This window comes from Paenibacillus sp. FSL M8-0142, from assembly GCF_038597315.1.
Taxonomy (GTDB): Bacteria; Bacillota; Bacilli; order Paenibacillales; family Paenibacillaceae; genus Paenibacillus_AQ; species Paenibacillus_AQ lactis.
In genome coordinates, this window is the sequence record NZ_CP152008.1 from 2001065 (window position 1) to 2018883 (window position 17819).

Annotated in this window: 20 protein-coding genes and 1 pseudogene; 19 read left to right on the top strand and 2 right to left on the bottom strand. The window is 37.1% G+C overall.

Annotation, left to right across the window (positions count from 1 at the left end; translation table 11 throughout):
• Positions 1–11: 11 nt before the first annotated feature.
• The 11 genes from NSQ46_RS09380 to NSQ46_RS09430 all read left to right on the top strand — a co-directional run bounded on the left by NSQ46_RS09380 (position 12) and on the right by NSQ46_RS09430 (position 10369).
• Complete coding sequence (locus NSQ46_RS09380; protein ID WP_342576680.1) at positions 12–377, top strand: phage integrase N-terminal SAM-like domain-containing protein; 366 nt, start codon at positions 12–14, stop codon at positions 375–377.
• Positions 353–847: a tyrosine-type recombinase/integrase gene (locus NSQ46_RS09385; protein ID WP_342576681.1), complete on the top strand. Its 495-nt coding sequence runs from the start codon at positions 353–355 to the stop codon at positions 845–847. The genes NSQ46_RS09380 and NSQ46_RS09385 overlap by 25 nt, the downstream gene beginning before the upstream one ends.
• A gap of 189 nt (positions 848–1036) precedes the next feature.
• The gene (locus tag NSQ46_RS09390) at positions 1037–1408 is read left to right on the top strand and encodes a hypothetical protein (RefSeq protein WP_342576682.1); all 372 of its coding nucleotides are present in this window, start codon (positions 1037–1039) and stop codon (positions 1406–1408) included.
• Positions 1409–1644: 236 nt separating this feature from the next.
• Positions 1645–2799 (top strand): hypothetical protein, encoded by a 1155-nt coding sequence (locus NSQ46_RS09395; protein WP_342576683.1) that lies wholly within the window; start codon positions 1645–1647, stop codon positions 2797–2799.
• A gap of 209 nt (positions 2800–3008) precedes the next feature.
• Positions 3009–3314 carry a hypothetical protein gene (locus NSQ46_RS09400; RefSeq protein ID WP_342576684.1) on the top strand — a complete coding sequence of 102 codons (306 nt, stop codon included), beginning with the start codon at positions 3009–3011 and terminating at the stop codon, positions 3312–3314.
• Positions 3315–3365: 51 nt separating this feature from the next.
• Positions 3366–4486 (top strand): IS3 family transposase gene (locus NSQ46_RS09405; protein WP_156124786.1). Its coding sequence is split into 2 segments (ribosomal slippage): positions 3366–3615 and positions 3615–4486, totalling 1122 coding nucleotides; the frame shifts between segments, so codons are not numbered across the junction.
• Positions 4487–4623: 137 nt separating this feature from the next.
• Positions 4624–4983: a hypothetical protein gene (locus NSQ46_RS09410; RefSeq protein WP_342576685.1), complete on the top strand. Its 360-nt coding sequence runs from the start codon at positions 4624–4626 to the stop codon at positions 4981–4983.
• A 188-nt stretch (positions 4984–5171) separates the two neighbouring features.
• Entirely contained in the window at positions 5172–6008 is an 837-nt protein-coding gene (locus NSQ46_RS09415) for a hypothetical protein (protein ID WP_342576686.1), read from the top strand.
• A gap of 123 nt (positions 6009–6131) precedes the next feature.
• Positions 6132–6968 carry a toll/interleukin-1 receptor domain-containing protein gene (locus NSQ46_RS09420; protein ID WP_342576687.1) on the top strand — a complete coding sequence of 279 codons (837 nt, stop codon included), beginning with the start codon at positions 6132–6134 and terminating at the stop codon, positions 6966–6968.
• Between the two features lie 590 nt (positions 6969–7558).
• The gene (locus tag NSQ46_RS09425; protein WP_342576688.1) at positions 7559–8221 is read left to right on the top strand and encodes a hypothetical protein; all 663 of its coding nucleotides are present in this window, start codon (positions 7559–7561) and stop codon (positions 8219–8221) included.
• Positions 8222–9445: 1224 nt separating this feature from the next.
• Positions 9446–10369, top strand: coding sequence for an HNH endonuclease signature motif containing protein (locus NSQ46_RS09430; RefSeq protein WP_342576689.1), 924 nt, complete (start codon positions 9446–9448; stop codon positions 10367–10369).
• A 242-nt stretch (positions 10370–10611) separates the two neighbouring features.
• Here the strand turns inward: NSQ46_RS09430 and NSQ46_RS09435 are convergent, their stop codons facing one another.
• Positions 10612–11163, bottom strand: coding sequence for a hypothetical protein (locus NSQ46_RS09435; RefSeq protein WP_342576690.1), 552 nt, complete (start codon positions 11161–11163; stop codon positions 10612–10614).
• 241 nt (positions 11164–11404) lie between these two features.
• On the opposite strand from NSQ46_RS09435, the gene NSQ46_RS09440 reads away from it, so the two are divergent.
• Positions 11405–11809 carry a GNAT family N-acetyltransferase gene (locus NSQ46_RS09440; RefSeq protein WP_342576691.1) on the top strand — a complete coding sequence of 135 codons (405 nt, stop codon included), beginning with the start codon at positions 11405–11407 and terminating at the stop codon, positions 11807–11809.
• A 419-nt stretch (positions 11810–12228) separates the two neighbouring features.
• On the opposite strand, the gene NSQ46_RS09445 is transcribed toward NSQ46_RS09440, so the two are convergent.
• Positions 12229–12312 carry a putative holin-like toxin gene (locus tag NSQ46_RS09445; RefSeq protein ID WP_220687457.1) on the bottom strand — a complete coding sequence of 28 codons (84 nt, stop codon included), beginning with the start codon at positions 12310–12312 and terminating at the stop codon, positions 12229–12231.
• A 372-nt stretch (positions 12313–12684) separates the two neighbouring features.
• Between NSQ46_RS09445 and NSQ46_RS09450 the strand changes: the two genes are divergently transcribed.
• From NSQ46_RS09450 to NSQ46_RS09480, 7 genes and pseudogenes are all read left to right on the top strand, one after another.
• Positions 12685–13221: a hypothetical protein gene (locus NSQ46_RS09450; RefSeq protein ID WP_342576692.1), complete on the top strand. Its 537-nt coding sequence runs from the start codon at positions 12685–12687 to the stop codon at positions 13219–13221.
• 165 nt (positions 13222–13386) lie between these two features.
• Positions 13387–13920 carry a GNAT family protein gene (locus tag NSQ46_RS09455; RefSeq protein WP_342576693.1) on the top strand — a complete coding sequence of 178 codons (534 nt, stop codon included), beginning with the start codon at positions 13387–13389 and terminating at the stop codon, positions 13918–13920.
• 219 nt (positions 13921–14139) lie between these two features.
• A pseudogene (locus tag NSQ46_RS09460) lies at positions 14140–14907 on the top strand (nucleotidyltransferase domain-containing protein).
• Positions 14908–15106: 199 nt separating this feature from the next.
• Positions 15107–15718 (top strand): hypothetical protein, encoded by a 612-nt coding sequence (locus tag NSQ46_RS09465; RefSeq protein ID WP_342576694.1) that lies wholly within the window; start codon positions 15107–15109, stop codon positions 15716–15718.
• A 128-nt stretch (positions 15719–15846) separates the two neighbouring features.
• Positions 15847–16368 carry a hypothetical protein gene (locus NSQ46_RS09470; RefSeq protein ID WP_342576695.1) on the top strand — a complete coding sequence of 174 codons (522 nt, stop codon included), beginning with the start codon at positions 15847–15849 and terminating at the stop codon, positions 16366–16368.
• A gap of 167 nt (positions 16369–16535) precedes the next feature.
• Positions 16536–17018 carry a GyrI-like domain-containing protein gene (locus tag NSQ46_RS09475; RefSeq protein WP_342576696.1) on the top strand — a complete coding sequence of 161 codons (483 nt, stop codon included), beginning with the start codon at positions 16536–16538 and terminating at the stop codon, positions 17016–17018.
• 251 nt (positions 17019–17269) lie between these two features.
• On the top strand, positions 17270–17776 hold the full coding sequence (locus tag NSQ46_RS09480) for a hypothetical protein (protein ID WP_342576697.1): 507 nt from the start codon (positions 17270–17272) through the stop codon (positions 17774–17776).
• The last annotated feature ends 43 nt before the right edge of the window (positions 17777–17819 follow it).

A 17819-nucleotide genomic window follows, 5' to 3' on the forward strand; every position in this document is an offset into this window, starting at 1 on the left:
CGCTCACCAGCATGTACGGTGGGATTGCGAAAGAGCAACAGCGAATGAAAGAGGTTTTAATGTTGAAAGGTTACAGCAGGCGAACCATCAAAACCTATTTTGGGCATGTTCGTCGCTATGTTCAATATGCAGAGGAACACGTGACGCCTGTTGGAAATGCAATCTGTATTCAACAATATCTGCTGTATCTGCTCAGTAATCATTATTCGCATGCGTATGTCAATCAAGCTGTTAGCGCATTGAAATTCTATACAATACATGTTCTTGGCGAACCCCTGGCAGGTGATGCATATGTGAGACCAAAGAAGGAGGGGAAATTACCAAACGTGCTATCCCTAGAGAAGTGCGGCTGGTGTTGGGACACGTACACAACCTGAAACATAAGGCCATATTGTATCTGACGTATTCCTCCGGCCTACGGGTTAGTGAGGTGGTTCGTTTAAAACCAGGAGACATCGACGTGGATCGTTATTTAGTCAAAGTCAGGCAGGCAAAAGGAAGAAAGGACCGTTATACTATACTTTCGCAATCTGCGCTTGATGTTCTTCAGAAATTCATTGAACAACACACTCCTCAGAAATGGCTGTTTCCCGGCCAAACCACAGAAAAACACATAACGGAAAGAACGGTACAGAAGGTGTTTGAACAAGCACTGCTGCAATCCAACTTGCAAAAAAAGGCCAGCCTGCACACACTACGGCATTCTTTTTGCGACCCATTTGCAAGAAGCAGGCACGGACTTGCGTTACATTCAGGAGCTACTGGGGCACGAGAGCAGTCGACGATATACACACGTTACTCTAAAAGATGCACGGAGAATACGAAGTCCGCTGGACATGTAGGATGAGGTAGGACCAGATTTTGAATGTTTGAAATATGGAGTAGCTTTTCGTTAATGGATTAGCTTCGCTAATTCTGCAACTATTCAGGTGTTTACGAAATACAGTAATATTCATATTATGGTAGTATTAGCGAAGTGCATAGATTTGGAGTTAGGCGAAATCGCCAAGTAGATAAACATGAGAGGTGAATTAGTATGAAAAACAAACGAATTCTTTTGTGTTTTATACTTCTATTTATTATGATTTCAGGATGTAGATCTCAAGAAAGTCCAAGCTCTGAGGGGAGTTCAGCCGACTGGGCTTATAACTTTGTTGTCTGGAACGGGGACATATATGAAGTGCTAAATGAAGAAGTAAATAATAGTGAAATTGAGGAAGCGATAGGGGAAATAAAACAGTACTCTGATTATGAGGGCATTTACTCAGATGGATTTTCAAATAAATATCAGGTAGGAACAAAACTATATAAAATTAAGGGACTAGAAACATCAGAGAATATTGCAATTGAAACAAAAGAAGGACATTATATAAATGCTAAAGGCAAAGGAAAATACAGCAGTAAATAAGTATTGTGGGTATATTCAAGGCGGCATCGCCTAACACCGTATCTACGCTGTGGGCTACGCCCTTGGTTCGCAAGAAGTGTAGGCGTAGTAATGGACTCTGCGAACAACCCTGCGAGGCAAAGTCCGTCTGACCCGGTCGCGTGCGCTCCCTTAAGCCTTTCGGGTTCGTAGATACAACAACGTTATAAGAAATTCGGGCGAAATTCAATCAGATACTAAATGAAAAAGGTGATCAATTGTCGATAAATCTTGATTCTTCACTTATTCATAAATTCAGAAATAAGGTGAATGAAAAATCTATTTTTCGTTCTGTATATAAAAATATAGGTGGTAAAAATCATTGGAATATTATTTGTTCCTGTATGGACTGGATAGATGTCACTACTGAAGGATTACCAGCAATAGAGCTTAAATACAAAAATGGGCTTGGTACTAATCACTTAGATTCAATGAACTTGATGCAATATATCGTTGCCATAGATATTATGGTTGAAGCAATAATGCAATTATTTCGAGTGCTTGACTCAAATAAAAGCTATCCATTAAAAAATGATCATTCAATCTTCAAGCAAAGAAAAATCAGTGATGATAGATTTTTTAAACATATTCGGGCTGTCTTCGGTACTCATCAAGTAAATTTAGATAGTCTTGATGGAATAAAGAAAGAAGATGGTGAGAGATTTTATGCCAGTTGGCCCGCTAAAGGAGTAATGAAGGATAATGATTACATTGTCTATCTATATAGTAATAATCCAGAAAGGGATAACTTAAATGAATTTGGATTAAGAATTAGTGACATCAACGAGTATGCAGAGAAAAGATATAGGCTATTAGAGGTACTAATTCAAAAAGTCGAGTTTTATCTAAACGAACATCATAATAACAATGTCAATAAATTAATTCATCTGAATAATGCCCCTACAATGCAAATAGAAATTCTGATAAGGGAAAACGAATATAGGTTCGGTGAGGGTTATGGCTATTCTGAGGAGCTGGATCATATTCGCAGATTATTAAATGCCAAAGAAAATACAAGTGAGACTTTAATAAATAACATAGTACTGAGTTATAAAAATCATCTCATTGAACAAATTACAATTATTAAATCAGCAATAGAGGAAATGAAAGATGTCAATTTAATACATTGGACATGGAATGCTTACGGGTATGAATTTGAGAAGATCTATTCATACTTATATGATTTTCATCCTTTAGGGGAGAGATACTTTGAAGAACTACTAATGAATGGTTCTCTCCCTTCATACCTTTTTGATGTATATGATAAAGATGAGAAAGAATTAGTGTTCGAATCTGTATTGTTTAATATTGCAAATAAATATAAAAGAAAAATTACCTATAAAGATATGATGAACGAAAGATTATTTAGTTAATCAGGATGGCCCGAACATCTTATAATATAATATCTACGCTGCGGGGGACAAGCCCCCCCTTGATCTGCTCGAAGTTGTCCGGAGAAATGGATCAGCAGACAACCCTACGAGGCTAAGTCCGTTGGACACTGCGCGATGCGCCTTAAGCCTCTCGGGTTCGTAGATACAGAAACGTTATCAGAAATTCTTGTGAATGAAGGAGTAAACAATTGAAACCATTCAAAAAATTAAAAAGTAAAAGAGACATCCGCTTATATTTTATGTTTATCAAGGAAGAATTAAATGCTTACAGAGCATACTCATTAAAAATTGAAGAATTTTTACAAGCTTCTCTAGAGGGTAAAGAGAATGAATTCGAGAAACAGACAGCAGACATAGATGATGATGCATCGTTTAGTATCTATGTTAAAGAATATGGAAATGAGATAAATAGATTAGAGGATGTTTTTCCAAATTTATTAAGAGTTACTCTCTTTATTAAGTGTTTGGATCGTCTACACTTAGTTGGACAATAAAAATGAGGGCTTGTAGAATAAACCTATCATCCTAAGGAGCGGATCTCTACAATGCCAAAACAACAACGACGTACCTTTACAGCAGAATTCAAAAAACAAATGGTAGAACTCTATGAAAACGGAAAATCCAGAGCAGCGATCGTGGAGGAATATGACCTCACAGCCTCCGCTTTAGACCGCTGGATCAAACAAGCCCAAACAACGGGTTCCTTCAAGGAGAAGGACAATCGCTCCTCCGAAGACAATGAGCTGATTGCCTTGCGAAAGGAGAACCAGCGTCTGAAAATGGAGGTGGATATTTTAAAGCAAGCCGCGCTGATCATGGGACGAAAGTAGCTATCATCCAGAACAACCGTGATAAATACTCGGTATCAGCAATGTGCGACGTCCTGCAAATCGCAAGAAGTACGTTTTACTATGAAGCGAAAGAACAAACGAGCGAAGACGATGTCGCCGAAGCGATTGCGGACATTTTCCATAAGAATCGAAAAGCTTACGGTACACGCAAGATTAAAGTCAAGCTCCAGGAACGTGGTTTCGTCGTCTCCAGACGTCGAATTGGCCGGATCATGAAAGAGCAGGGACTTGTTTCTACGTACACCGTGTCGCAATATAAACCCCTTAAGTCCGCGTGTAATGAAGCGTCTACAGCCAATACGCTGAATCGCGAATTCGATCAAACGGAGGCTAAACGAGTCGTTGTCAGCGATCTGACGTATGTGAAAGTTCAGAACCGGTGGCATTACATTTGTGTACTTATCGACCTGTTCAATCGAGAGATCATCGGCCATAGTGTAGGCCCTCATAAGGATGCCGTGTTGGTTTCTCGTGCCTTTGCAACGGTTCAGGGTGATTTATCTCAGATTCAATGGTTCCATACCGACCGTGGCAGTGAGTTTAAAAATCAAAAGATGGATGCACTTTTGGAGACATTTGAAATTGGCCGATCCCTGAGCATGAAAGGCTGCCCCTACGACAACGCTGTGGCGGAAGCGACCTACAAGATTATGAAAACAGAGTTCGTGAACCAGATGAACTTCCAGAGTCTTCGTCATCTGGAACTGGAATTATACGATTATGTTAACTGGTTTAACAAGCATCGGATTCATGGAACACTAGGATACATGACACCGGTTCAGTATCGCCATGCAGCCCTTAAAAATGCTGTCTGATTTACTGTTGACAATCCAGTTTCTCCTTTCTTGAGGTTGAGTTATTTAGTTTAGCGAATAAACTAAAAAAAGAATTAGACTTATCTCTTTCAATCAATGATCTACAAGGAAGTAGTATAAGAAAAGCTCAGAATTATTTGAAAAATGTTGCTAATATTGAGTTTCCTGACAATGATGAATCTTGGCATGAAATAAAGAAATATAACATTCTTAGAAATTATCTCGTACACGATGGATTAGGGTTTCCAATAACTATGGAAGAGCTAGATAGCAATGTTTCAAAGATAGGGATAACTGGAAAGACTAAAGAACTTATAAACATTATTAATCAGCATCCACTACTGTCTTTAGAAGAGAGTTTAGTCGATTATCTTGAACTGAGATTATCTAGGGAGTTTTGTAATGAAGTTGTTGATAAATTGATGAGGTTTTTCACAATAATATATAATACATTATTGAATTGTGAATGGGTTATCGAAGAAGACAAGAACTTCTGATAACAAAGTATCTACGCTGCGGGCCGTTCGGCCCTTGGTCTGCAAGATGTGATTTGGGGTAGAGATTTCGGCAGACAACCCTGCGAGGCTAAGTCGTTCGGACCCGGCGCGTTTCGGCTTAAACCTCTCGGGTTCGTAGATACAGAAACGTTCTCAGAAATCAATGCATTGACGAAGGGGGATTTTCCATGACAGAGAATCAAAAACCTAACGAGACTCAATTAACAGATAGCAGATCAATAGCTGAAGCTTATTCAAGTGCAGACCTTCTTAGAGTAATTATGCAGTCTATACCGACTATTGGCCCAATACTTGACGTATTTTTGGCAATGCCAGGTACCCGTATTAGAGAAGAGCGCCTTCAGTTTTTTATTAGTACCCTTTTTGAAGCAGTCCAGAAACTTGAAGGTAGAATTGATTTACATATTGCTGAAACTGAGGAGTTTCATGATAGCGTATGGAGAGCAATTGAGTCCTCTCTTAATTCAAGAACTAAAAACAAAATAATCATGAATGTGATGATCTTATCCAATATTTTGACTGTTAAAACTGGTAGTGTAATCGATCCAGAAGATTACTTGAAGCTTGTTGCTGAACTATCTCCAATTGAATCTCGTATTGTAGCTTTATTCCATAAAATTTATAAGGACGACACCGGAACAACAGAATCTGAAAACAATTTACAACGAGCAACTAGGTTAGAAGCACAAAAAATTATTGCTTCAACATTAGGGATTGAAGATAGTGATGACTTATACTTTCAATTGAAAAGGCTCGAAAGAACTGGGCTCATTAGAGAAATTACTGGTACCTTCTTTGGGTATACAGGTGGTTCTTTTGCACCAACAAAGTTACTAGACAGATTGATGGAGTATTTATCTTACTCCCGTTTTCAAAGATCGATTTTACAAAGATGTGGATTTGTAGTAGTTCAGAGAAGGCATTTACATCTGATAACACCGTATTCACGCTGCGGGCCCGTTTGGCCCTTGGATCGCCAGAAGATAAGAAGCCAGGAAGTGTAATCCGGCGATCAACTCCTGCGAGCCTAAGTCTTCGACCCGTTCGCTATGCTCACTTAAGGCTCTCGGGTTCGTGAATACAAGAACGTTATACAAAGCCAATAAAAATGGAAGGAAGTAAACTCGATGAAGTTAGATAGAGATTATGTTTGGGAATGTGACTACGGAGTCAGAAAACCATTAATTCCTGTATTAAGAGAATTATTATACGAGCAGGATGCTTCATCATTACAGATGGTAAGTCTATTAGTAAACAACATACCTTATTATTTGGAGTTTTACTTGGTCATTAGTTATGACAATCCTCAAGAAGGACATATAAATAATATGATAGATAAATTATCCGGATTAGGTTTACGATACAGACCTGATATTACATATGATGAATTACTTTCAGAGCTAGGAAATAGAAGATTTGATTTAGTAACAATTTCAAACGGAGATGAGGTTGAATTTAAATTCAGTTCTGGTTTTTTTGTATTTGCTGAAAAAGAATATATTCAGTCTCAAGGATATGTAATTAAACCGCTAGGTAATAAAGTTCCCGTATTCTTAAGTCATTCCTCAAGAGATAAGCCAGACATTGAAGACCTTATTCCTTATTTAAATGGTGCTGGGCTTCCAGTCTGGTTTGATAAAATTAGTATTGATTATGGTGAATCAATTACTGAAGCGATTGAAAGAGGTATAGATAAGTCGGGTGCAGTTATTTTTTGGATAACTAAAGATTTTCTTAACTCAAACTGGTGTAAGACTGAAAGAAGAAATTTCTTAAGCAGGCATTCTGGTGATAATGATGTCTTAATTATAAGTATAATATCAGATGATATTGACATACGAACTGAAATTCCTAGATTTTTAAGAGACCTTAAAGGTTTAGTGAGAAATAAGAACCAAGATATATATTTGATTGCTAAAGAAATTATTCCCGTCTTAAAAAAATATCTTGAGGGTATCTCATGAAGTTTGTCCTTCATATAACCACGTATTCACGCTGCGGTCGCTGACGCTCTCTTGGTCTGTCCGAGGCATTTCGAGGGTGGTCGTATCAGGCAGACAACCCTGCATCACCTAAGCGCGGTCGCGTCCGGCCTTCGGGCCTTCGGCCTTAAGGTGATGAGGGTTCGTGAATACAAGAACGTTATTGGAAATCATCGAAAATCACAAATAAACCTTATAAATCTCCTTCCTAGAGATTCAGTTAACAGGAAGTTGATGAATAGAATAACATTTTATTTATACTTAAAAAATCATATTTAAGTCAAACGGAAGGACTGTTTACGATAAATAGTAAAGGGATCTCGTTAGTTCAAAACTATGCTTACACGTTTAAACAGGATCAACTTAAGATACTAAAGGAACAGTACAAGGATAAAGATAATTTTCACATTTATATGGTTGGTAAAAGACCTCTAATGATGTTTGATACATCCTCATACGAAACTTCAGGGTCCATTTTTAAAGGAAATATCCGTATCGCTCATGAGGGTACATTTAAGAACGTCAGTATTCAAATACCTATGGATGAAATGATCGTTAAGGTGAGCTTTGAGATGAATGATCAATATATTATAATTGAAACCCTTACACAACCAGCTTTTAAAGCTCATGCTGCGTTATTATTGCAAACATTTCTTGCTCAATCTGAAATGGACTCTTCCCTCATGGATCTTCAAGTATTATATATTGGTCGCGCTTTTGGCTCTAAGGAAACACCAACTCGTAATGTTTTTGATCGACTACAACAGCATGAAACCGTACAAAAAATTTATAGTGAAAGAAGTTGGGACACTGATATTTGGTTGACAGCTTGGAAATTTAGTCCCAATTCAATTGCGTTCTTCGATCCCAATGAATCCAATGATGACCTAAGAAGTTACATCCATGACCTAGTTGAATCAAAAAAGAATAATACTAGTTTTTTACGAATATCCGACAAACAAAATATTGCTGTTGCAGAAGCTGCTTTAATTAATTACTTTAAGCCCATCTATAACGATAAATTTAAAAATAACTTTCCTTCATCAGATCATGAATACAAAGAGTGTTATGAACTAGGTCTCGATTATGTGATGGTAGAATTAGATACAAGCGGTTTGGGTTTTAGGCTTTGGAGTGAAGAGGCTGAAGTTAATAATGAACATATAATTAAATATACTTTTGATTCGAAACAAGACTTTGAAAATATGTTTTCTTATATAGATCAGCATAATTAAGTCCGTTTATTTTAAAGTAAAATAGTGATTTGAAAATTACTTAAGTAATTCAAAGAAGTCACTGATATCCAATAACATGATATTCACGCTACGGACATTTGTCCTTGGTCCGGCATTCGCCGGACATCCAACATGCGCTGGGTCGTGAATACAGGAACGTTATGTGAAACCCGCGAAAAACGTATTAAATCAAAGGAGATTGAATTATAAATATTTTTGGCTGGGACAATTGCCCTTAAGCAGTAAAAAATCGGATCTCAAAATTGAATGCAACTTTAATTGAGCATCTAGGAAATAACCATTTGGGAATATATATCCATGGTTTACTCGCTCTTCAAAGTTTTAACCCAAAAAGTAGCGATATTGATGTAATCGTTCTCTTAAATGAGAATATTGATGTACATATAAGATTTCAATTTTTTGATATTATCAAATAAACCATCACCGATAGAAATCAGTTTAATTACTAAAGATGCTATTATGCCGTGGAAACATCCAACACCTTTTGAATTGCACAGTAGTGAATATTGGGGGAAGCGGTATGAAGAACGAGTCGCTCTCGATGATAAAAGTTTCTGGTCTGAGACACCTGTTGATAGCGACTTAGCATGTCATTTAACATTAATAAATAATGCATATACGGTCTTTCAATTTCAGAGGCATTTCCTGATATACCAGAGTCTGATTTTCGTTCCTCCATTGTTAGTGGCGTAGGATACGCTGTGAGTGTTATGAGAACTATACCTGTATATGGGATACTTACATTATGCAGAGTTCTGTCCTATTTGGAAACAGGTGAGATATTTTCGAAAGGTGAAGCGGGATTATGGGCGTGTACAATTATTCCACAAGACTTAAGTTACATTGTAAGAAGTGCAGTTGAGGTATATGAAGGCACTAAATCTGAAATGGTTGAAATCAATGACGATGATTTGAATACTCCACAGGGTTAATGCAAAGATCTATTAGATCTTTAATCCATGAAGACTTTGTGTAGTGTATCGAAGATGTCGCGGGCATCACATAACAATATATTCACACTGCGGGCCATTCGGCCCTTGGTCCGCCAGGAGTATGAGCAGGGGAGATAAGTCAGGCGGATACATTGATCACCCCTAAGATAAGAGCTATCCAAGGGGGATCGACGTCGTGAATACAAGAACGTTATCGGAAAGATGAGGAGATACCACATTAAAGAGCAATGACACTTTCGGAGGAATAATAATGGAAAACAGAATGGATAAAGCATTTAAACTTTGGAAGCAAACAGTAAAGGATAATCGTATTAAAGCTATATGTAAACCTTGTTGGGAGTTAAATTACTGCCCTTACGGACCTCTTGTTGAAGAATTTCCTATTATTGAAAACGAAGAATATCGTTGTAGTATTTTTGGTCACGTATGTCCAGTATATTTGGTAGCCGAACCATTCACTGAAACAAAAAAATTACGAAATATAACAAGAAACATACCACAGTCAGTAAAATTTAAAGTATTAAGAAGAGATAATCAAGTTTGTCAAGAATGCGGTAAAAACGTGGCTTTTGACGAAATCAACTTTGATCATATAATTCCTTGGTCTAAGGGTGGTTCATCAGACGAAAGAAACATTCGACTTCTTTGTGAAGCATGTAATAAAAAGCGAGGGAATAAATTTGAAGATGAATATCTAACCCCTGTTTTCCAAGAAATATTTAACGAACCATTGCCAATAGATCTTGATATGTTTGAAGATTTATTAAGGCTAGTAGCGTTATGGTTTTATATGCAAAACAAAAATGGTACCTCTCCTACAGAAACAGATTTCTGTGAAATAATTAAATCTGAAGATGTGGAAACTGACAAATTTATGTTTTTCTTGGTTATACAAGTTGTGGAGTTGTTAACAAGTGAAGAATCATTTATTAATATAAAGAAAAAAATGAATGCATTAAGATTTCGCTGGGGGATTAAAGAAGGGAAAAGCCATTCAATTAGTGAAACCTGCAAAAAATTTAAAATTGATGCTAGATATTACATCGATTCAGAGATGCTCATTCTTAGAAGATTAGGATTTATTCTCGAAAAAGATCTCCAATTTTCCCATGAATATTATGAAATGAACATAGATATAAAAGCTTTTTTAGAAGAGCTTCAGATAATTATTTAAAGCAGAATTATGTCAGGTTTGATCTTCGAAGTCCTCATCCATCCGATAACACTGTATCTACGCTGCGGGCTACGCCCTGTGGTTCGCAAGGCTCACAACCTTGCGAGTCTAAGTCCGTCGGACCCGTCGCTGGCGCTCCCTTAAGCCTCTCGGGTTCGTAGATACAAAAACGTTAGGTGAAATTAATGCAGATTAAAACAAAAAAAGAGCTTGCACAGTATGTGCAAGCTCTGGTCTACTCTTTATGCAGTAACTTCTTGTGATTTATCCTTAAGTTGTACACTGAGTCCGGAATTCGGACCCGGTGGTAATCCTAATGCTGTATCAACTCCGGTACTATTTCTTAAATCATCAAGTAATTGCTTAGGATTATAACTTTCTCCTATTTTAGCCTCAGATGATGGTCGAGGATCAGAAACTTCTTTAGCGCGATAAACGACTAAGTCAAATTTTGTATCCTCTAGGGCTCGTCTACATAATGCACGAATATAATATCTATTAAATTCTCCTTCAGCTAAGGTATCGGGAGCAGTAACAGGTACTCTGACTGTACTATAGCCATTTTTTGTTTTTCTCTGTTCAGTTTCAGCTAAATATCCATTTCTTAATTCCCTCGATAATGATGTATCATTTCCGGTAGAAATCGCTTGCTTTAAGACATTAATATAGTTCGACCTACCAAAGCTATTCAATCTTGGACTTAAGTAAACTTTTTTTTGCGCTAAATCAAAATCTAGTTCCAATTGCATAAGTCTTCTTGTTTCTTGATCAAGATTTAAGTAAATAAGACCCATACCCTCGTTCCTCCTTTTACCAATTTAATGTTATTATAGTTCTAAAATCCTTAAAGTGCAATTTTGGGATGGGCATTTCAAAGAAGGCATTAAAATCACCTAACAATGTGTTCGCGCATCGGCGGACAAGCCGCCTCGGTCCCGGAAGATAAGTCGGAGAACGTAATGCCGGGACAATCCGCACTACCTAACCGCATCGAAATCGCAGAGACCATATATTTATTATTGTGAGGTGCAAACAGTGGGGCTAGAATATAAAATCAATGAATGTTGTGATGTTACGGAAGTAGAAGAAGTGTTTATTAAATCAGGTATTAGGAGACCCATAGGAGATAGCGATCGAATTCAGAGAATGATCGATAATGCGGACGAAATTATTACGGTACGGGATGGAAAGAGACTTATTGGATTCTTAAGGGCTATTACTGACTATTCGTATTGCTGCTACATATCAGATATAGCAGTAGATAAAGACTATCAGGGACTAGGAATCGGTAAAGAACTAATAAGAATACTAAGGGACAGATTGGGAGAAGAAGAAATTCAATATATTTTAACTTCAGCCCCAAAAGCAGTAGGATTTTACGAGAAGATAGGGTTTGAAAGAGCGGATAAGGCATTTTTAATAAAGCGAAAGAAGAATTAGATATTTTGAAGAACTTTTTGGGAGTTAACTCGAAGAGGCCAGCGACCTCATCTAACACCGTATTCACACAGTGGTCTCTACGATCCCTTGGTCTGCCAGAAGATAAGCCGAAGATGTAATGTCAGGCAGACAACCCTGCGAACCTAACCGCGTCGCGGCCGGCAGCAAAGCTGCCTTAAGGTTCTCGGGTTCGTGAATACAAGAACGTTAAGTAAAATTACTTTAGACAACATTACAGACCTTATATAAATAAAAATAATCAACAAAACCTATAAAAGCGTTATAAATTGAGTTATACTGAGGTAAGAATAAGTAAGGAGCCGTGCTGGAACACGACTCCTAAGCACAATAACTGCATAAAGAGCAGTCGGCCACAGGAGTTAGGTCGAGAAATAGACCGTTACCTTAGCGAGGGCGGTCTATTTCTTTTTCATGTAGGTGAGCAATGCCAGAATGAACATGCCGAACATGAACATTAAGGAAAGTGCATCTTTGACCTCCATGGGCATCACCTCCCTTCTGGGAGATTAGCCGACCGCCCTTAAAGCCGTATATTGTACTAGAAAATTATAACATATAAGACATGATGAAATACCATTAAAATACTATAAATAACTAGAATACATAAGTAACAGTATATATCTGTAAAACTAATATGAGAATGTAAATACAGAGAAGGCAGTAACATCACTTAACAATGCATCTAAGCTGCGGGGCATTAGCCCCTTGGTTGTCAGAAGCAAGTTTATAGGCGTAACTTCAGACAACACACGACCCGGCCTAAGGTAAGAGCTATCTAAGGCCGGGTTGCGTCATAGATGCGGTAACGTTATCCGAAACCACTTAAACCACAAAAAAATCGAGGAGAGTCATCAATGATTTGGGATTCATCTTATTGGAAAGAAGATCTATTGGCACTTTCGGGGAGGATTACTACTAAGTATCGAAAAAGTCCTTTTTCTGAGGAACTAGCTGTTGAATTAGAAAAAGATATAATGATTGCGCTGTATTCTATCCGAAAACTTGAAGAAGCCCGTAAATTAACCTCACATACTACAAGGATTGAATTAGAAGTAAAGTCATACAAAAACCTAAAAAATGTCACGCTTCTAAACTGGCATAAAATTGATGATTTGTTTGATTTGAATAATCCCAAGAATGAAAAAATGCAAGTAAATCATTTTTATAATCAAATCATACATAGTTATATTTTTCTTATTTCTATAGATGGTACAGAAGCTATTGATGGATTTTACTTTTGTTCAGATAGAATGCGTAATAAGAAACTCTATCATATTGAATTAGTTGAAATAGAAAAATTCATGTCGTTTGTTGGGAATGATTATCCGATTAATCAAAGTTTTGATTACGATGAATCTATTCAAGATTATAAAGTCAATACAAACAAATGAAAAAATTGTAACTGAACAAAATTGGCATGTATTCGCAGAAGAGATGGAAATCGGATAACAACATATATCGATCTCCCTAAGAAAGGAGCTATCTAAGGGAGATCGATGTCGTGAATACAGATACGTTACATGAAATCAATGCTGCTTATTTTGGAGGATCATTCAATGAAGGTTTATTTAGAAGCATTATCAGAACAAGATTTTACAAAGATCATAGAATGGATAAATCGAAAAGATGAAGATTTCATCGTACAATGGGCAGGTTTAACATATTCCTATCCATTAACCATTGAACAATTGAAGGCACATTACATTAAAGGAATAAATACGATTGAATCGGATGTTTTTATTTATAGGATCAAAGAGGCAGAGCAATTTGTTGGAACAATACAACTATGCAGGTTTAATAAAGAACTTGAAGAAGCTGCAATTGGAAGATTTTTAATTGGTGAAACGCAAAATCGAGGAAAAGGAATTGGAAGCAAGGCATTAAAAGAAATTGTAAAGATTGGATTTGAACAATTCAGATTAAAAGCAATAAATTTAAACGTATTTGATTTTAATGTATCGGCAATTAGATGTTACGAGAATATTGGTTTTAAAAAGATGAATCGTATGGAGAATGTATATCAAGATAAAGCAGGACGCAGGTGGAATAATATCGAAATGAAATTAATCAAAGATCATTTTGTGGGCTAATTCGAGAGGGCATTGACATCATGTAACACATTATTCACGCATCGGAGCCTGCTGGCTCCTTGGTCCGTGAGATGTGATCGGCAGAGGAGTAGACTCAGCGGACACATCCGCACCGACTAACCGCATCATGGCCGACTGCTGATGCAGTCTTAAGTCGGTGGGACATCGTGAATACGGAAACGTTAGCCGAAAGAAGTTCTTAGTTTAGGAGGAGTCTAAATGATATTAGAAAAAGTTATTAATAGAATTATAATACAAAGTGAATATAAGGATTTTGTTGATAAGTATATAGATAATATACTTACCGAATTTAAAGGTAAGATTCATAGCATTTATATGTGTGGCTCGATTCCAAAAGGAACTGCTAAACCTTTTTAGTCAGATGCAGACTTTACTATTGTATGTGTAAATCCCAAAGATATTGATTACGAAAGATTGTCAAATATTAAAGACAGGCTTTTAGAGGAATATCTATTAGTAACTAAGATTGATACGATAATTTGCTCGATTGACGATGTATTAAGTAAACCAAATGAGTGGGGTTTTTGGGTTAAGATAATTTGTGTTTGCATATATGGTGATGACGTTGGTGAAAAAGTACCACCGATAATTATTTCTCCAGAGTTCATTTTAGACTTAAATACAGAGACCAAGGAGGAAGTAGATCGTATACATCGTTTACTTTCTAATGCTAGTGATAACACAATGAAAACTAGATATATTAATGGTTACTCTAAGAGATTAATTCGTGCATTATACTCTCTGGTTTTAGAAGATACAGGTGTATGGCAAGATGACAATATTAAGATGAAGAATGCCATATTAAACTATTGTGAGATTGACTGCGCTTTAGTTGATTATCTGTATGCTTGTTACTTGGATAGTAAAGTACTTGTTGAAGAGTTTCTGGGAATTGCAGATGAAGTATATAGCTATTTTGAGAACGCCTTAAATGCAATGGCTGCTTCCAAAACTTCCTTCGGCTAACAACGTATTGACGCTCCTGGTCACTCTGAGAAGCGAGTGGCCACATCCAGCCCCTAAGCCCGTTGGGACGTCACTGCATTAGGTGTTCGGCAAGCCTCACAACTATAAGTAGCGACTCTAAGAGGTCAGGACGTCGTCAATACAAAACGTTATGCGAAATGATCTCATAGAAAAGCATTTTACCAAAGGGAGATCAAAAATGAAATCTGAAAATTTTTCATGGACAGAAGTCTACTCGTCTTGGAAATATTTTGTTGAAAATTATAGCTATAAATCAATTAAAGACCCGATCTTCAAACAAGTTCAAATACAAGCACAATCGAATCCTAATCTTAACATTGGAACTGAAATAATAGATTGGTGGCCGACTAATGAAATTGAATATAGAACAAAAAAGTTAAATGATAAAGGTATCCTAGGTGCTGATTGGGATACGGTAGTAGGTTTTAACCGAACTGCTGAGATGTTATGGGAAAACAAAGAAAATAATGAAAAACAAGCTCTGATTTGGATTGCTGCTGGATTGAATGAAATATTAACTCATCTCCCAGAAGAATGGAGAGGAAACTCGTATAGATTTATTTGCGAAACTAAATTGAATATAATGAAAGAATTTAAAGATAGAAATATGTGGTCATGGCACGCCTCGACCAAGAATTTCTTGCCTGTCAAAGTTAATAAATTCATGCAATTATATTCTGCCCCGATGGAGATATATAACTTAATAAATATCATAGCTATCGATAATGCTTTTTCAAGAAATGCATGGACATTAGTGCATGTTTCTCGAGAAGAAGATGACTCCGTATAACATAATATTCACGCTGCGGGCATACGCCCTTGGTCCGACAATCAGCCGTACACTCAGCATGGGCTGAGTCGTGAATATGAAACGTTATATGACAATGCGATTATAGAATTTGAAGGAGGGAACTCGTGATGACAAATAAAGAATACAAAGAGCTAGTAGAAGCCAAGTATGGTAAGTCCTTAAAAGAAGTAATGTATGATTTGTGTGTGGATAGAAGATTAGATAAATGGGACGGAGCTAAAATATTAGACGTGCCTGAAAAAACATTTGTCGCTTGGAGAACCCAATTTCGTTTTGGTCCTGATCAATTAAGATATGATCATGCTGTAAAGATGAGGATTGAAAGAATCAGTGAGTATAAAGAGCAATTGGAAAACATAAATCTACGAAGAAAATTTACACATAATAAAGATAAATCCTTAAAAGGATTTCGAGAGCTAATTGAAAGGAAAGTGGAACTGGAGAAGCTAAGAAGAACTTTATTAGAAGAAGAGGATTCGTTTAGTGATATGTCTGTTCTAATGAGAATTGGAATGCTTGAAGGTGTGCTAGATTATCTAGATGAGTATGAAAAGCATGAGGAGAATATAGAAGCTCATTTTCTTAAAGAAGTAGAGATGATGGAGTTATTTTTAAACAGAGAAGTCTAATACAAGTAACTCAAGACACCGACATATAACAGTACATTCACACTTCGGACAAGTCACGGTCCTGCAGATGAGTTTCTAGGAAATAGATTCAGCCGGACACACCCGTGCGTGGTGAATACAGGAACGTTAGGCGAAACCGCCAGAAGAATAACGATGAGGTGGTCACAATGAAGGTAGAAATCATAGAAACAAAAGATATCACAACATATGTTGGGATTCGAGCAACTGCCTATATCTCTATGCTGGGAGAGAATATAAATAAAGGTTTCCTTGAATTAACGAGAAGAAGGGAAGAAATACCAAACGTTAAGAATCCGAATGTCACCTTTGGAATAACTCCGCCAAACTATAAAAAGAACCAGGGACTCGTGGACTTCTATTGCTGCTATGAAGTAGAGCCATTCAGTAAATTGCCCAATGAGATGGTACATATCCATCTACTTCCTAGAACTTATTCATTAACACACTACGTTGGTCCGATTAGTCAGACAGAAACTGCATATGAGTATACTTCAAGATGGATACATAAGAATGGATATACGTATGATGATATGGCATATTACTTTGAGAAATACGATGAGAAAACAATAATAGAAAATGATAATGAGAAGAATGAAATCAAGATATATTGTCCAGTAAAGAAGATATAATGTGGGTATTTCAGGTTGGCATCGCCTAACAACGCATTCACGCATCGGTCGCTGTCGCCCCCTCGGTCCACTGGAGGCATTTCGGGGAAGCAGCTTCAGTTCAGCGGCAACACCTGCGAGGCGAAGTCTTCGACCCAGCGAGGCGATCACTTCGTTTTATCGCAGTGGAAACTTAAGCCTCTCAGGTTCGTGAGTGCGTAAGACGTTAACTGAAATCCTATAAAGTATATAAAATATGGGGGAGTACTTTTATGGATTATAAACATAAAGAGATGCTTACAAGTATAGCCAAAGCAAGTGTGTCAACATTACCATATGTTGGTGGGGCATTAAATGAGCTTTTATTCGATTATAGGAGCAGAATTGCACAGCAACGCATAAACAATTTTGTGGAGAACTTTTTACTTCATTTGAGCACATTAGGGATTAAAATTGATGAAAACGATTTAAGTTCTGAAGAGTTTAATGATATATATTTTGCAGTAATCAAACGAGTTATTGATACAAAAAGTGAATATAAACTTAGAATTTTCCGAGACATATTGATGTTTACGCTGAAGCATAATGCCCGAAAGCTGACGGTGTTGCCTGTCCGGGGATTGACGAATATAATGTCCGTATCACAGAAAAGGAAAAGGATGCCTCCATATAGCGTGAGCCTGTTCGCGCAAGCTCACTGGAGACATCCCCTCACAAAACGTATGATCATTGTATCAAATTACGAGCTGGTTGAGAAGATCCCCGGCGTTTTTTGTTAGGTGTGCAGAAATTGTTCCTAGTCCTTGTTGCATTGCGAGTTTG

Bases quoted from the DNA above. Each gene is read 5' to 3' on its own strand.
- NSQ46_RS09380 (WP_342576680.1), top strand. From the start codon at position 12: ATGTACGGTGGGATTGCGAAAGAGCAACAGCGAATGAAAGAGGTTTTA.
- NSQ46_RS09390 (WP_342576682.1), top strand. From the start codon at position 1,037: ATGAAAAACAAACGAATTCTTTTGTGTTTTATACTTCTATTTATTATG.
- NSQ46_RS09415 (WP_342576686.1), top strand. From the start codon at position 5,172: ATGACAGAGAATCAAAAACCTAACGAGACTCAATTAACAGATAGCAGA.
- NSQ46_RS09420 (WP_342576687.1), top strand. From the start codon at position 6,132: ATGAAGTTAGATAGAGATTATGTTTGGGAATGTGACTACGGAGTCAGA.
- NSQ46_RS09425 (WP_342576688.1), top strand. From the start codon at position 7,559: ATGAATGATCAATATATTATAATTGAAACCCTTACACAACCAGCTTTT.
- NSQ46_RS09430 (WP_342576689.1), top strand. From the start codon at position 9,446: ATGGAAAACAGAATGGATAAAGCATTTAAACTTTGGAAGCAAACAGTA.
- NSQ46_RS09435 (WP_342576690.1), bottom strand. From the start codon at position 11,163: ATGGGTCTTATTTACTTAAATCTTGATCAAGAAACAAGAAGACTTATG.
- NSQ46_RS09445 (WP_220687457.1), bottom strand. From the start codon at position 12,312: ATGGAGGTCAAAGATGCACTTTCCTTAATGTTCATGTTCGGCATGTTC.
- NSQ46_RS09450 (WP_342576692.1), top strand. From the start codon at position 12,685: ATGATTTGGGATTCATCTTATTGGAAAGAAGATCTATTGGCACTTTCG.
- NSQ46_RS09455 (WP_342576693.1), top strand. From the start codon at position 13,387: ATGAAGGTTTATTTAGAAGCATTATCAGAACAAGATTTTACAAAGATC.
- NSQ46_RS09465 (WP_342576694.1), top strand. From the start codon at position 15,107: ATGAAATCTGAAAATTTTTCATGGACAGAAGTCTACTCGTCTTGGAAA.
- NSQ46_RS09470 (WP_342576695.1), top strand. From the start codon at position 15,847: ATGACAAATAAAGAATACAAAGAGCTAGTAGAAGCCAAGTATGGTAAG.
- NSQ46_RS09475 (WP_342576696.1), top strand. From the start codon at position 16,536: ATGAAGGTAGAAATCATAGAAACAAAAGATATCACAACATATGTTGGG.
- NSQ46_RS09480 (WP_342576697.1), top strand. From the start codon at position 17,270: ATGGATTATAAACATAAAGAGATGCTTACAAGTATAGCCAAAGCAAGT.